Source organism: Paracoccus sp. M683 (assembly GCF_007096355.1).
Lineage (GTDB): Bacteria > Pseudomonadota > Alphaproteobacteria > Rhodobacterales > Rhodobacteraceae > Paracoccus.
Map to the genome: position 1 here is coordinate 13,040 of NZ_VKDF01000002.1, position 13,028 is coordinate 26,067.

The following is a 13,028-nucleotide window of genomic DNA, read 5'->3' on the forward strand; positions in this document are numbered from 1 at the left end:
GACCGCCCCGGCTGATGGTTGGGGGGAACGCCCTTCGGTCTTCCTACGCCAGTATCAACTGGGTCAGGTTCAAAGGGTCGCGTCACCGGGGTTGCCCCCTGTCAGCCTCTCAGTCCCCTAGGTGGGACTCCCCCGACATGGGGGGACCATTGCCCGTTCCGGGGCTCGGGTCAAGCACCATACTGCGTCTGGCCGCCCGCCCCGCTTCAGGGCAGGCGGCCGGGGGTTGGGTCAGACCCGCTCGATGGCGATGGCGATGCCCTGACCGCCGCCGATGCACATGGTGATCAGCCCGGTCTTGCCGCCGGTCCGTTCCAGTTCATACAACGCCTTCACGGTCAGGATAGCGCCGGTCGCGCCGACCGGATGGCCCAAAGCGATGGCGCCGCCATTGGGGTTCACCTTGGCCGGATCAAGGCCCAGCTCCTTGCTGACCGCCAGCGCCTGCGAGGCAAAGGCTTCGTTCGATTCGATCACGTCGAAATCCTCGGCCTTCAGCCCGGTCTGTTCCATCAGCTTGCGCACGGCAGGGATCGGGCCGATGCCCATGATCCGGGCCGGAACGCCGGCAACGGCATAGCCCAGCACACGTGCGCGGGGGGTCAGGCCCGCCGCTGCCGCAGCATCGGCGCGGGCCAGAACGATGGCCGCCGCCCCGTCATTGATACCGCTGGCATTGCCGGCCGTGACGCTGCCATCCTTCTGGAACACCGCCTTCAGCGCGCCCAGTTTCTCAAGGCTGGTTTCCTTGGGATGTTCGTCGGTGTCAAAGGCCACCATGCCCTTGCGGGTCTTGACCTCGACTGGAACGATCTGGTCCTTGAACAGCCCGCCGGCAATCGCCGCCGCCGCCCGGCGCTGCGATTCCAACGCGAATTCGTCCTGCTGTTCGCGGGTGATCTGATGTTCGGCGGCGACGTTTTCCGCCGTGACCCCCATATGGCCGGTGCCCATGGGGCAGGTCAGCGCGCCGGTCATCATGTCCAGCATCTTCTGGTCACCCATCTTGGCCCCGAAGCGGGCCGAGGGCACCGCATAGGGCGCGCGGCTCATGCTTTCGGCACCGCCGGCGACGGCGAAATCGGCATCGCCCAGTTGCAGCGCCTGGACGGCGGAAACGATGGCCTGCGCGCCGGAACCACAAAGCCGGTTGACGTTCATTGCCGGCGTGGTGTCGGGCACACCCGCATCCAGCATGGCCACGCGGCTAAGATACATATCGCGCGGCTCGGTGTTGATCACATGGCCAAAGACGACGGTGCCGATCTGATCGGCGCTGACACCGGCGCGCTGGATCGCGGCCTTGGTCACCGTCGAGGCCAGTTCGATCGGCGGAATCGCGGCCAGGCTGCCACCAAAGGCGCCGATCGCGGTGCGCGCGCCGGACAGGATGACGATATCGGTCATTTGAATTGCTCCCCCATGATACGTTTCGGTGCAACACTAGCGCCGCACCACCAAGGCCGAAAGCCCTGGCGTAACGGCATTTCGCTCATCCGATGACGCGCGGATCAGCCCGCGACGACCACGCGGGTGCCCCATTCCCTGCAACGCTGCATCAGCGGGACGGGCAGCGGGCGGTCCACAAAGACCGTGTCCAAGACCTGCATCGAAATGATCCGCATCGGCGCCGAGCGTTCCAGCTTGCTGAGATCGGTGACCAGAAAGGCCCGGCGCGCCTGTGCGACAATGGCCCGGCTGACGCGGACCTCGGCCATGTCGAAATCCAGCAGATCGCCATCGGCATCCAGCGCCGAGGTGCCGATCACGGCGAAATCCGGCTTGAACTGGGCCATGAACTCGATCGTCAGGTCACCCACCAGCCCGCCATCCGACCGCCGCAGCGCCCCGCCCGCAACCATCACCTCGCAACTGTCATTGGCGACAAGGATATTGGCCACGTTCATGTTGTTGGTGATGACCGTCAGGTTGCGATGGTTCAGCAATTCGCGGGCAACGGCCTCGGTCGTGGTGCCGATATTGATGATCACCGAGGAATTGTCGGGGATTTCGGCCGCGCAGGCACGGGCAATGGCGGCCTTGGCTTCCTCATGCATGCGCCTGCGTTCGTCATAGCCGATATTGCTGACACCGCTTGGCATCACCGCACCGCCATGCACGCGGTCCAGAATGCCCTGATCGGCCAGTTCACTCAGGTCGCGGCGGATGGTCTGGGCCGCGACCTCGAATCGCGCGGCAAGATCATCGACCGAAACGCGACCGCTGGCCTTGGCCAGCTCCAGTATTTCCAGCTGCCGGATGTTCAGAACCATGGACTCTCTCCCCTGACGCCACGTAAGAGGCATGTTCGTTTTCTGTCAATACGAACATTGACGAACTAAAACGAATAATTTCGATTGACAGAACGCACGCGGCCGTGATCGGATGCGCCGCAATGGGAGAGGGGAACCATGCCGGAAACGACCGACCTGTTCATCATTGGTGGCGGCATAAATGGCTGCGGCATTGCGCGTGACGCGGTGGGCCGCGGCCTGTCGGTGCGCCTGGCCGAGATGGGCGATCTGGCGCAGGCGACCAGTTCGAAATCGACCAAGCTGTTCCATGGCGGGTTGCGCTATCTGGAATATCTGGAAATCCGTCTCGTCCGCGAGGCGCTGAAGGAACGCGAGGTGCTGCTGCGCGCCATGCCGCATATCAGTTGGCCGATGCGTTTCGTGCTGCCGCTGGACCCGCATATGACCTTTGAATCGACCACGCCGGTGGGCCGTGCGGTGGCGATGGTCATGCCCTGGACCAAGGGCCACCGCCCGAATTTCCTGATCCGCGCCGGGCTGTTTCTGTATGACAATCTGGGCGGGCGTAAGATCCTGCCGGGCACGAAATCGGTCGATCTGAAAACCGGGGTCGAGGGGCGCCCGCTGCAAGACCGCCTGCAAGCGGCCTATGAATACAGCGATTGCTGGGTCGATGATGCGCGCCTTGTGGCGCTGAACGCCCGCGATGCGGCGGAACGCGGCGCGGATGTGCTGGTTGGCGCCGAGGTTGCCGATGCCCGGCGCGACGGCGCGCTGTGGAAGGTGACGCTGACCGATGGCCGCATCTTCCATGCCCGCGCTTTGGTGAACGCGGGCGGCCCTTGGGTCGGCCATGTGATCCATGACGTGATCCACCTGCCCAGCACGGAATCGGTGCGGCTGGTGCGCGGCAGCCATATCGTCGTCCCCAAGCTTTACGACCACGATAAGGCCTATTTCTTCCAGGGCGCCGATGGCCGGATCATCTTTGCCATCCCGTACGAGCGCGACTTCACCCTGATCGGCACCACCGATCAGGACCATCAGGGCAGCCCTCTCGATGCCGAATGCACGCCTGCGGAACAGCAGTATTTGTGCGATTTCGCCAGCAAGTATTTCAAGCAGCCGGTGACGCGCGATCAGATCGTCTGGACCTATTCCGGCGTTCGGCCGCTTTATGACGATGGCGCGAAATCGGCCACTGCGGCGACGCGCGAATATGTGCTGTCGCTGGATACGAACGGCGCGCCCTGCCTCAATGTCTTTGGCGGCAAGATCACTACCTATCGCAAGCTGGCCGAGCACGCGCTGCAAAAGCTGGCGCCGCATTTCCCGCAGGCCGGGGACGATTGGACCGCAGGCGTGCCCCTGCCCGGCGGGAATTTCCCGGTTGATGGGGTTAGTCGGCTGATCGCCTCGCTGCGGCAGGACTATCCCTTCCTGACCGAGGATTGGGCGCATCGCCTGATCCGCGCCTATGGGCTGGACGCCCGGCAGATCCTTGGCGATGCCCGCAGCGCCGCCGATCTGGGCCGCGATTTCGGCGGCACCCTGTCCGAGGTCGAGTTGCGCTGGTTGATGCGCCATGAATTCGCCCGCCATGCGGCAGATGTCGTCTGGCGGCGCAGCAAGCTGGGCCTGCGCATGCAGCCCGACCAGATCGCCGCGCTGGATGCGTGGATGACCGAGAAAAGGGCCGCAGCATGACGCTGGAACTTCGCAATATCTCGAAATCGGTTGGCGGGCGGGTGCAGATCCACCCCACCGACCTGACCCTGCAACCGGGCAGCATGAACGTCCTGCTGGGGCCAACCTTGGCGGGAAAGACCACGCTGATGCGGCTGATGGCGGGCTTGGACAAGCCCACCGAGGGCCGCGTTTTCTGGAACGGTCAGGACGTGACCGACCAGCGCGTGCAGGACCGCAAGGTGGCGATGGTCTATCAGCAGTTCATCAACTACCCCTCGATGACGGTCTATGACAACGTCGCCTCGCCCTTGCGCCTGATGGGCGTAGGCCGCGACGAGATTGACCGCCGCGTCAAGGCCACCGCCGAGATGATGCGCCTGACGCCGATGCTGGCGCGCAAGCCGCTGGAACTGTCGGGCGGCCAGCAACAGCGCTGCGCCCTTGCCCGCGCGCTGGTCAAGGGCGCCGGTCTGGTGCTGCTGGATGAGCCGCTGGCCAACCTCGATTACAAACTGCGCGAGGAGCTTCGCGCCGAAATCCCGCGCATCTTTGAAGAATCCGGCGCGATCTTCGTCTATGCCACCACCGAACCCGAAGAGGCCCTGCTGCTGGGCGGCAATACCGCGACGCTGTGGGAAGGCCGGGTGACGCAATTCGGCCCGACGCCGAGTGTCTATCGCGCGCCCCGCGACGCGACCACGGCACGGGTGTTCAGCGATCCGCCGATGAACTTCAAGACGGTGAAACTGTCGGGCGGCCGCGCCAGCATCAATCAGGCCAGCTGGGATGCGGCGGGTCTGGCCGATGGCACCTATCTGGCGGGCTTCCGCCCCTCGCATCTGTCGCTGTCGGAAACACCCGGCGCGCTGCCGCTCTCTGCCGTGCTGAACACGACCGAGATCACCGGCGCGCAGACCTTTATCCACCTGCATCACGAGGGCGACCGTTGGGTCGGTCTGGTGAACGGCGTCCATGACCGCGAACACGGCCAGCAACTGACCGTCTGGCTGGACCCTGCGCATATCTATCTGTTCAAGCCCGATGGCGCGCTGGCCCGACCCGCGCCCTATGCCGCCGCTGCCTGAGCCGCCGGTCAGGGGAGGAGACCACATGACCAAGATCACACTGGAAAATCTGGCGCATAGCTATTCGCCCAATCCCTCGAAGGATTCGGATTATGCGCTGAAGTCGATGACCATGACCTGGCAGGATGGCGGCGCCTATGCCCTGCTGGGCAGCTCGGGTTGCGGAAAATCGACTTTGCTGAATATCATCTCGGGGTTGCTGGTGCCGTCGCAGGGGCGCATCCTGTTCGGCGATCAGGACGTGACCCAGCTGCCGACCGCCGACCGCAATATCGCGCAGGTGTTTCAGTTCCCGGTTGTCTATGACACCATGTCGGTGCGCGATAATCTGGCCTTCCCGCTGCGCAATCGCGGCATGGCCGAGGCCGAGGTCGCCAAGCGTGTCGCCGAGGTCGCCGAGATGATCGGCATGGCCGAGGTTCTGGACCGCCGCGCCCGTGGCCTGACCGCCGATGCCAAGCAGAAGATCAGCCTTGGCCGTGGCATGGTGCGGCAAGACGTGAACGCGATCCTGTTCGATGAACCGCTGACCGTGATCGACCCGCATATGAAATGGGAATTGCGCACGCAGCTGAAGGACCTGCACCGCCGTTTCGGCCATACGATGATCTATGTCACCCATGACCAGACCGAGGCGCTGACCTTCGCCGATCAGGTCGTGGTCATGTATGATGGCCGCGTGGTGCAGGCGGGCACGCCGCAGGCGCTGTTCGATGCGCCGGAACATACGTTTGTGGGTTACTTCATCGGCTCGCCCGGCATGAACGTGCTGGACGCGCGGGTCGACGGCGCCACCGCCCATGTCGCAGGCGCCACGGTCGCACTGAATCACGGCTATTCACCCAAGGGCAGCAAGGTCCAGATCGGCGTGCGCCCCGAATTTGCCACGCTGGCTGTGGGCGGCGCGGGCCTGCCCTATGCCATCCGCCGGATCGAGGATGTCGGCCACCACCGCATCGTGCGCGGTCAGGTAGGCCCGCAGGATTTCAACGTGATCGTCCCCGAAGGCCAGCCGATCCCCGAGGGGGCCGACCGCGTGATCGTCGATCCCGCCCATACCCATGTCTATGTCGATGACTGGCGGGTCGCCCCCGCCGCAGCGGAAAGGGCCGCATGATGGATAAACCCGTCAACAACCGTGCCTGGTTCCTGGTTCTGCCGGTTCTGGCGCTCGTGGCCTTTTCGGCGGTGCTGCCGCTGATGACGGTCGTTAACTACTCGATCCAGGACACGTTCGGGAACAATCAGTTCTTCTGGGCGGGCCTAGAATGGTTCGAGGATGTCATCAATTCCGACCGCATCCGCGCCGCGCTTGGCCGCCAGATCCTGTTCTCGGCCATCATCCTTGCCATCGAGATCCCGCTTGGCATCTTCATCGCCCTGAACATGCCCAAGAAGGGCGCATGGGCGTCCTTCTGTCTGGTGCTGATGGCGCTGCCGCTGTTGATCCCGTGGAACGTCGTGGGCACCATCTGGCAGGTCTTTGGCCGCGTCGATATCGGGCTTCTGGGCTATACCCTGGCCAAGCTGGGCATTGATTACAACTATGTCAACGACGCGCTGGATGCCTGGGTGACGATCATCGTCATGGATGTCTGGCACTGGACCAGCCTCGTCGCGCTGCTCTGCTATGCCGGTCTGCAATCCATCCCCGACGCCTATTACCAGGCCGCCAAGATCGACCAGGCGTCGCGCTGGAAGGTCTTCCGCTATATCGAGTTGCCCAAGATGCAGGGCGTGCTGCTGATCGCCGTCCTTCTGCGTTTCATGGACAGCTTCATGATCTATACCGAGCCCTTCGTCGTCACCGGCGGCGGTCCGGGCAATGCCACCACCTTCCTGTCGATCGACCTCGTGAAAATGGCCGTGGGGCAGTTCGACCTTGGCCCGGCAGCGGCCTTCAGCCTGATCTATTTCCTGGTGATCCTGCTGATTTCCTTCGTCTTCTACACCGTCATGACCAAAGATCAGGGGGCGCAATAATGGCCGCTGTCGCAGAATCCAAAGGCCGCGGATCCGCCATCGTCATGGCGATCTACCTGCTGTTCCTGCTGTTGCCGATCTACTGGCTCTTGAACATGTCGCTGAAGACCAACCGGGAAATCCTCGGCGCCTTCAGCCTCTGGCCGCAAAACCCGACGCTGGCCAATTACGCGACGATCCTGACGGACCCGTCGTGGTATATGGGCTATGTCAACAGCCTGACCTATGTGGTGATGAACACGGTCATCTCGATCACCGTGGCGCTGCCGGCGGCCTATGCCTTCTCGCGCTATCGGTTTCTGGGCGACAAACACCTGTTCTTCTGGCTTCTGACCAACCGCATGGCCCCGGCGGCGGTCTTTGCTCTGCCCTTCTTCCAGCTCTATTCATCCATCGGCCTCTTCGACACCCATATCGCCGTCGCACTGGCGCATTGCCTGTTCAACGTGCCCCTCGCCGTCTGGATCCTCGAAGGCTTCATGTCCGGCGTCCCGCGCGAGATCGACGAGACCGCCTATATCGACGGGTATTCCTTCCCGCGCTTCTTCGTGAAGATCTTCATGCCGCTGATCGCGAGCGGCATCGGCGTCGCCGCCTTCTTCTGCTTCATGTTCTCATGGGTGGAACTGCTGCTCAGCCGCACCCTGACCTCGGTCAACGCCAAACCCATCGCCGCGACGATGACCCGCACGGTCAGCGCATCCGGCATGGATTGGGGTGTGCTGGCAGCTGCGGGTATCCTGACGATCATCCCCGGCGCGTTGGTGATCTGGTTCGTCCGCAACTACATCGCCAAGGGCTTTGCCCTGGGGAGGGTGTAAAAATGCCCACCCTGCCGCTTCTTCTTCATGCAAATATCCTGGGGGTCCGGGGGCAAAGCCCCCGGCTGTCGCGGGACGCAAATCAAGGTGCAAGCCAATGACCAAATCCGTCAACACCGGCTTCGCCATCGTCGGCCTGATCTGGCTCGGCTTCCTCTTCTGGCTGACCACCCTTGTGCCCATGAAGGACGAGGCCAAGGACTGGTTCGGCAGCCTCGACCCCGGCGGCTGGATGGCTTGGACCTTTCCATCCGCCCTGTTCTTCACCATCATCGCGGGCCTGTTGATCCTGTTCACCTGGCTCGCCATCCGCTTCCCCGAAACGCCGCGCAAGGGCATGTTGGGGATCATGACGACGCGCGGCGACCGGCTGTTCATCAGCCTGCTCGGCTCGGCCTTCATCTGCCTCATCTGGTTGGGGGTGATGGGGATGCCGGTCTGGGGCGGGCTGGCCGTCGCGCTGATTTACGCCGCAGCGGTATTCCGCTGGGTGTGACAACCGCCGGGTAACCGGCACCAACGGGAGGGAAACCCCAAATGAAACTTCACCTGACGACCGCCATGGCGCTTGCGCTGATGGCAACGGCCGCCCAGGCTGGCATGGACGAGGCCAAAGCCTTCCTCGATGCCGAAATCGGCGACCAATCAACGCTGGACCGCGCCGGCCAAGAAGCCGAGATGCAATGGTTCATCGACGCAGCCGCCCCCTTCGCGGGCATGGAAATCAACGTGGTGTCGGAAACCATCACCACCCATGAATACGAATCCAAGGTGCTGGCCCCGGCGTTCTCGGCCATCACCGGCATCAAGATCACCCATGACCTGATCGGCGAAGGCGATGTGGTCGAAAAGCTGCAAACCCAGATGCAGTCGGGCGAAAACGTCTATGACGCCTATGTCAACGACAGCGACCTGATCGGCACCCATTGGCGTTACCAGCAGGCGCGCAACCTGACCGACTGGATGGCCAATGCCGGCGCCGATGTAACCAACCCGAACCTGGACTTGGCCGATTTCATCGGCGCCTCCTTCACCACGGCGCCAGACGGCAACCTGTATCAGCTGCCCGACCAGCAATTCGCGAACCTCTACTGGTTCCGCTATGACTGGTTCAACGACGAGACGATCAAGGCCGAGTTCAAGGAAAAATACGGCTATGACCTTGGCGTTCCGGTGAACTGGTCCGCCTATGAGGACATCGCCGAATTCTTCACCGGCCGCGAGATCGACGGCAAGCAGGTCTATGGCCATATGGACTATGGCAAGAAGGACCCCTCGCTTGGCTGGCGCTTCACCGATGCCTGGCTGTCGATGGCCGGGAACGGCGACAAGGGCATTCCGAACGGCAAGCCGGTCGATGAATGGGGCATCCGCGTCGATGAAAACAGCCGTCCGGTCGGGTCCTGCGTGGCCCGCGGCGGCGACACCAATGGCCCGGCCTCGGTCTATGCGATCCAGAAATACCTGGACTGGCTGGGCAAGTTCGCGCCTCCGGCGGCTCAGGGCATGACCTTCTCGGAATCGGGCCCGGTCCCGGCGCAGGGCGAAGTGGCCCAGCAGATGTTCTGGTACACCGCCTTTACCGCCGACATGGTCAAGGAAGGCACCCCCGTGGTGAACGAGGATGGCACGCCGAAATGGCGCATGGCCCCCTCGCCCAAGGGTGCCTATTGGCAGGACGGCATGAAGCTGGGCTATCAGGATGCCGGTTCCTGGACGCTGCTGAAATCGACCCCCGATGACCGCGCCAAGGCTGCCTGGCTTTACGCGCAATTCGTGACCTCGAAAACGGTGGACGTGAAGAAAAGCCATGTCGGCCTGACCTTCATCCGCGAATCCACCATCCAGCACCAAAGCTTCACCGACCGCGCGCCCAATCTGGGCGGTCTGGTCGAGTTCTATCGCTCGCCTGCCCGCCTGCAATGGTCGCCCACCGGCACCAACGTGCCCGACTATCCGAAGCTGGCGCAGCTGTGGTGGCAGGCCATCGGCGATGCCTCATCGGGCGCCAAGACCGCACAGGAAGCCATGGACAGCCTCTGCGCCGAGCAGGAAAGCGTGATGGAGCGGTTGGAGCGTGCCGGCGTTCAGGGCGATATCGGCCCGAAGATGAACGAAGAGCATGATCTGGAATACTGGAACACCTTCGCCAAGGAAAACGGCACCATCGCGCCCCAGCTGAAGCTGGAGAACGAGAAGCCGCAGCCGGAAACCATCAGCTATGACGAGCTGGTGAAAAGCTGGCAGTAACAACCATGGATCGGGGGTGGGCGCTGCCTGCCCCCTTTCTTCTTCATTCAAATATCCAGATCCTGGTGGTGATGCCGGGTGCCTCCGGCGGGGATATTTTGATGAAGAAGAAAGCCTGACAAAGAGGAATGCGATGACGATTCTGGCCATAGATCAGGGCACGACCTCGTCGCGGGCGCTGGTCTTTTCTGCAGAGCTACAGGTGGCGGCGACCGCGCAGCAGGAATTTCCGCAGCATTTCCCGCAATCGGGCTGGGTCGAACACGATCCCGATGACATCTGGACCACCACCGCAGCCACCGCACGGGGCGCCATCGAGAAGGCGGGCAACCCGCGCATCGACGCGATCGGCATCACCAATCAGCGGGAAACGACGCTGATCTGGGATCGCAGGACCGGCCAGCCCATTCACAACGCGATCGTCTGGCAGGACCGACGCACCTCTGATCTGTGTGCGAGGCTGAAGGACGAGGGGAACGAGCCCGCCGTCACCGCAGCGACGGGGTTGCTGCTGGATCCCTATTTCAGCGCCACCAAGATCAGCTGGATCCTGGATCATGTCGAAGGCGCAAGGCTGCGGGCCGAAAAGGGCGATCTGGCGTTCGGCACTGTTGACAGCTTTCTGATCTGGAAGCTGACCGATGGCCGCAGTCATGTGACCGATGCGACCAATGCGGCGCGGACAATGCTGTATGACATCCGCAAGGGCCAATGGTCCGAGGATATGTGTCGCCTGTTTGGCGTGCCCATGTCGATCCTGCCCGAGGTTCGCGACAGCGCCGCCGAGTTCGGTGTGACCCGCGCCGATCTGTTCGGCCGCGAGATTCCGATCCTGGGCGTGGCCGGCGACCAGCAGGCTGCGACCGTGGGGCAGGCCTGTTTCCAGCCCGGCATGATGAAATCGACCTATGGCACGGGCTGTTTCGCGCTGTTGAACACAGGCACCGAGGCCGTCACCTCGGATAACCGGCTGCTGACCACGATTGCCTATCAGCTGGACGGCAAGCCGACCTATGCGCTGGAAGGCAGCATCTTCATTGCCGGCGCGGTGGTGCAATGGCTGCGCGACGGGTTGAAGCTGATCCGCGAGGCCAGCGAGACCGGCCCCCTGTCGGCCAAGGCCGACGAAAGCCAACAAATCATCATGGTCCCCGCCTTTACCGGCCTTGGGGCACCGCATTGGAACCCGAATGCGCGCGGCGCCATCTTTGGGCTGACGCGCAATACCGGCCCGGCCGAATTCGCCCGCGCCGCGCTGGAAAGTGTGGGCTTTCAGACCCGCGACCTGTGGCAGGCAATGCTGGCCGACTGGCCCGGCGCGGACGATGCCGTCCTGCGTGTCGATGGCGGCATGACAGCCAGCGAACCGGCGATGCAGTTTCTGGCCGACATCCTCGGCGCGCCGGTGGATCGGCCGGTGAACACCGAAACCACCGCCCAGGGCGCCGCCTGGCTGGCGGGTTATCGCGCCGGGCTGTGTCCGGGGCCGGATGAATATGCCCGCGCCTGGCGACTGGACCGCCGGTTCGAGCCGCAGATGGACAGCGCCACCCGCGATGCGCGCTATGCCGCCTGGAATCGCGCGGTTCAGGCGGTGATCAGCGTCTGATCCATTCGTGATTTCACCTCGCCGTGATTTTCCGTATGATCATCGGAAAAAGATAAAATGTGGGGCGAGCGATATGAACTGGCTTTTGAAACTGGCCATCGTCGGGCTGGTGGCCTCTTGCGGTGGGGGCAGCTATAAGGCACCGCGCAATCTGGACAATGCCTGCGCCATCGCGGCCGAGCGGCCGGCCTATTTCCGCGCCATGAAGGCGGCGGAACGAAAATGGGGCGTGCCGGTCTATGTCCAGATGGCCTCGATTCATCAGGAATCGAAGTTCATCGGCGATGCGCGGACGCCGCATCAATATGCCCTTGGTGTCATTCCCATCGGCCGGCAATCCTCGGCCTATGGTTACAGCCAGGCGCTGGACGGCACCTGGGAGGAATATCAGCGCGAAACCGGCAATCGCCGCGCAAAACGGGATGATATCCGCGATGCGACGGATTTCATGGGCTGGTACATGCATGGATCTACACAAAGGCTGGGTATCTCGAAGCAGGATGCGACCTCGCAATATCTGGCCTATCACGAGGGGCGGTCGGGCTTTGCGCGGCAATCCTATCTTGGCAAAAGCTGGCTGGTGCGGGTGTCGAACCAGGTCGGCCAGCGCGCCCAGATGTATCGCGCACAGCTGGCATCCTGCGGCCGTCGTTAGGACGGGCCACCGGCAACATTTGACCTGTTGACGCCGGCCGCGCGCTGCGGCCTGATGGAGGTCAGCCCGCAGCCAGCCTCGGAGAAGCGATGTATACCGTCATCGGCACCGTCAACAGCCGCACCCTGCGCGTGCTGTGGATGCTGGAAGAGTTGGGGGCCGAGTATCAGCACGTCCCGGCCAATCCACAAAGCGACGGCGTGGTCGAGTTCAACCCCGCCGGCAAGGTTCCGGTTCTGGTGGCCGATGGCACGCCGATCACCGATTCGACCGCGATCCTGACCTTTCTGGCCGATCATCACGGCGCGATGACCCACCCTGCCGGCAGCATCGAGCGTGCCCGGCAGGACAGTCTGACCCAGCTGATCCTGGACGAATTCGACGCGGCCCTTTGGATGGCCGCCCGCCACAGTTTCATCCTGCCGGAAGAACTGCGCATGTCGGCCATCAAGAACACCCTGCGATGGGAATTCGAGCGCAGCCAGAAAACCCTGATGCATCGCATGGGCGAGGGCGATTTTCTGATGGGCGAACAGATGACCGTTCCCGACATCATCCTGACCCATTGCCTGACCTGGGCGCTGGTCGCCCGCTTTCCCATCGTCGAGGCGCGGCTGTCCGACTATCTGGACCGCATGCGCGCCCGCCCTGCCTTTCAGAGGGCGGCGGCGCGATAGCCGC

The 13,028-nt window shown here is 63.2% G+C and carries 12 protein-coding genes and 1 riboswitch; of the genes, 10 read left to right on the plus strand and 2 right to left on the minus strand.

Features of this window, described 5'->3' with window-relative positions:
• Nucleotides 1-23: 23 nt before the first annotated feature.
• A riboswitch (TPP riboswitch) is annotated at nucleotides 24-144 on the minus strand.
• A gap of 87 nt (nucleotides 145-231) precedes the next feature.
• On the minus strand, nucleotides 232-1,407 hold the full coding sequence (locus tag FNJ84_RS03265; RefSeq protein ID WP_143791508.1) for an acetyl-CoA C-acyltransferase family protein: 1,176 nt from the start codon (nucleotides 1,405-1,407) through the stop codon (nucleotides 232-234).
• Nucleotides 1,408-1,511: 104 nt separating this feature from the next.
• Complete coding sequence (locus tag FNJ84_RS03270) at nucleotides 1,512-2,273, minus strand: DeoR/GlpR family DNA-binding transcription regulator (RefSeq protein WP_143791509.1); 762 nt, start codon at nucleotides 2,271-2,273, stop codon at nucleotides 1,512-1,514.
• A 138-nt stretch (nucleotides 2,274-2,411) separates the two neighbouring features.
• Between FNJ84_RS03270 and glpD the strand changes: the two genes are divergently transcribed.
• From glpD to FNJ84_RS03320, 10 genes are all read left to right on the plus strand, one after another.
• Nucleotides 2,412-3,962: a glycerol-3-phosphate dehydrogenase gene (gene glpD, locus FNJ84_RS03275; RefSeq protein ID WP_143791510.1), complete on the plus strand. Its 1,551-nt coding sequence runs from the start codon at nucleotides 2,412-2,414 to the stop codon at nucleotides 3,960-3,962.
• Entirely contained in the window at nucleotides 3,959-5,029 is a 1,071-nt protein-coding gene (locus FNJ84_RS03280; RefSeq protein WP_143791511.1) for an ABC transporter ATP-binding protein, read from the plus strand. Before glpD ends, FNJ84_RS03280 begins: the two co-directional genes overlap by 4 nt.
• Before the next feature lie 25 nt (nucleotides 5,030-5,054).
• Entirely contained in the window at nucleotides 5,055-6,146 is a 1,092-nt protein-coding gene (locus FNJ84_RS03285; RefSeq protein ID WP_143791512.1) for an ABC transporter ATP-binding protein, read from the plus strand.
• Nucleotides 6,146-7,012 carry a carbohydrate ABC transporter permease gene (locus tag FNJ84_RS03290; RefSeq protein WP_143791864.1) on the plus strand — a complete coding sequence of 289 codons (867 nt, stop codon included), beginning with the start codon at nucleotides 6,146-6,148 and terminating at the stop codon, nucleotides 7,010-7,012. The genes FNJ84_RS03285 and FNJ84_RS03290 overlap by 1 nt, the downstream gene beginning before the upstream one ends.
• Complete coding sequence (locus FNJ84_RS03295) at nucleotides 7,012-7,833, plus strand: carbohydrate ABC transporter permease (RefSeq protein WP_143791513.1); 822 nt, start codon at nucleotides 7,012-7,014, stop codon at nucleotides 7,831-7,833. The genes FNJ84_RS03290 and FNJ84_RS03295 overlap by 1 nt, the downstream gene beginning before the upstream one ends.
• 181 nt (nucleotides 7,834-8,014) lie before the next feature.
• Nucleotides 8,015-8,329, plus strand: a complete 315-nt coding sequence (locus FNJ84_RS03300; protein ID WP_143791865.1) for a DUF2160 domain-containing protein — start codon at nucleotides 8,015-8,017, stop codon at nucleotides 8,327-8,329.
• A gap of 41 nt (nucleotides 8,330-8,370) precedes the next feature.
• Nucleotides 8,371-10,083 (plus strand): ABC transporter substrate-binding protein, encoded by a 1,713-nt coding sequence (locus FNJ84_RS03305; RefSeq protein ID WP_143791514.1) that lies wholly within the window; start codon nucleotides 8,371-8,373, stop codon nucleotides 10,081-10,083.
• Between the two features lie 133 nt (nucleotides 10,084-10,216).
• A complete protein-coding gene (gene glpK / locus FNJ84_RS03310; RefSeq protein ID WP_143791515.1) occupies nucleotides 10,217-11,692 on the plus strand; it encodes a glycerol kinase GlpK in 1,476 nt (491 codons plus the stop codon).
• Nucleotides 11,693-11,765: 73 nt separating this feature from the next.
• Nucleotides 11,766-12,347, plus strand: a complete 582-nt coding sequence (locus FNJ84_RS03315; RefSeq protein WP_143791516.1) for a lytic transglycosylase — start codon at nucleotides 11,766-11,768, stop codon at nucleotides 12,345-12,347.
• Nucleotides 12,348-12,436: 89 nt separating this feature from the next.
• Complete coding sequence (locus FNJ84_RS03320) at nucleotides 12,437-13,024, plus strand: glutathione S-transferase family protein (RefSeq protein ID WP_143791517.1); 588 nt, start codon at nucleotides 12,437-12,439, stop codon at nucleotides 13,022-13,024.
• Nucleotides 13,025-13,028: the final 4 nt, after the last annotated feature.

Bases quoted from the DNA above. Each gene is read 5' to 3' on its own strand.
- FNJ84_RS03265 (WP_143791508.1), bottom strand. From the start codon at position 1,407: ATGACCGATATCGTCATCCTGTCCGGCGCGCGCACCGCGATCGGCGCC.
- FNJ84_RS03270 (WP_143791509.1), bottom strand. From the start codon at position 2,273: ATGGTTCTGAACATCCGGCAGCTGGAAATACTGGAGCTGGCCAAGGCC.
- glpD (WP_143791510.1), top strand. From the start codon at position 2,412: ATGCCGGAAACGACCGACCTGTTCATCATTGGTGGCGGCATAAATGGC.
- FNJ84_RS03280 (WP_143791511.1), top strand. From the start codon at position 3,959: ATGACGCTGGAACTTCGCAATATCTCGAAATCGGTTGGCGGGCGGGTG.
- FNJ84_RS03285 (WP_143791512.1), top strand. From the start codon at position 5,055: ATGACCAAGATCACACTGGAAAATCTGGCGCATAGCTATTCGCCCAAT.
- FNJ84_RS03290 (WP_143791864.1), top strand. From the start codon at position 6,146: ATGGATAAACCCGTCAACAACCGTGCCTGGTTCCTGGTTCTGCCGGTT.
- FNJ84_RS03295 (WP_143791513.1), top strand. From the start codon at position 7,012: ATGGCCGCTGTCGCAGAATCCAAAGGCCGCGGATCCGCCATCGTCATG.
- FNJ84_RS03300 (WP_143791865.1), top strand. From the start codon at position 8,015: ATGAAGGACGAGGCCAAGGACTGGTTCGGCAGCCTCGACCCCGGCGGC.
- FNJ84_RS03305 (WP_143791514.1), top strand. From the start codon at position 8,371: ATGAAACTTCACCTGACGACCGCCATGGCGCTTGCGCTGATGGCAACG.
- glpK (WP_143791515.1), top strand. From the start codon at position 10,217: ATGACGATTCTGGCCATAGATCAGGGCACGACCTCGTCGCGGGCGCTG.
- FNJ84_RS03315 (WP_143791516.1), top strand. From the start codon at position 11,766: ATGAACTGGCTTTTGAAACTGGCCATCGTCGGGCTGGTGGCCTCTTGC.
- FNJ84_RS03320 (WP_143791517.1), top strand. From the start codon at position 12,437: ATGTATACCGTCATCGGCACCGTCAACAGCCGCACCCTGCGCGTGCTG.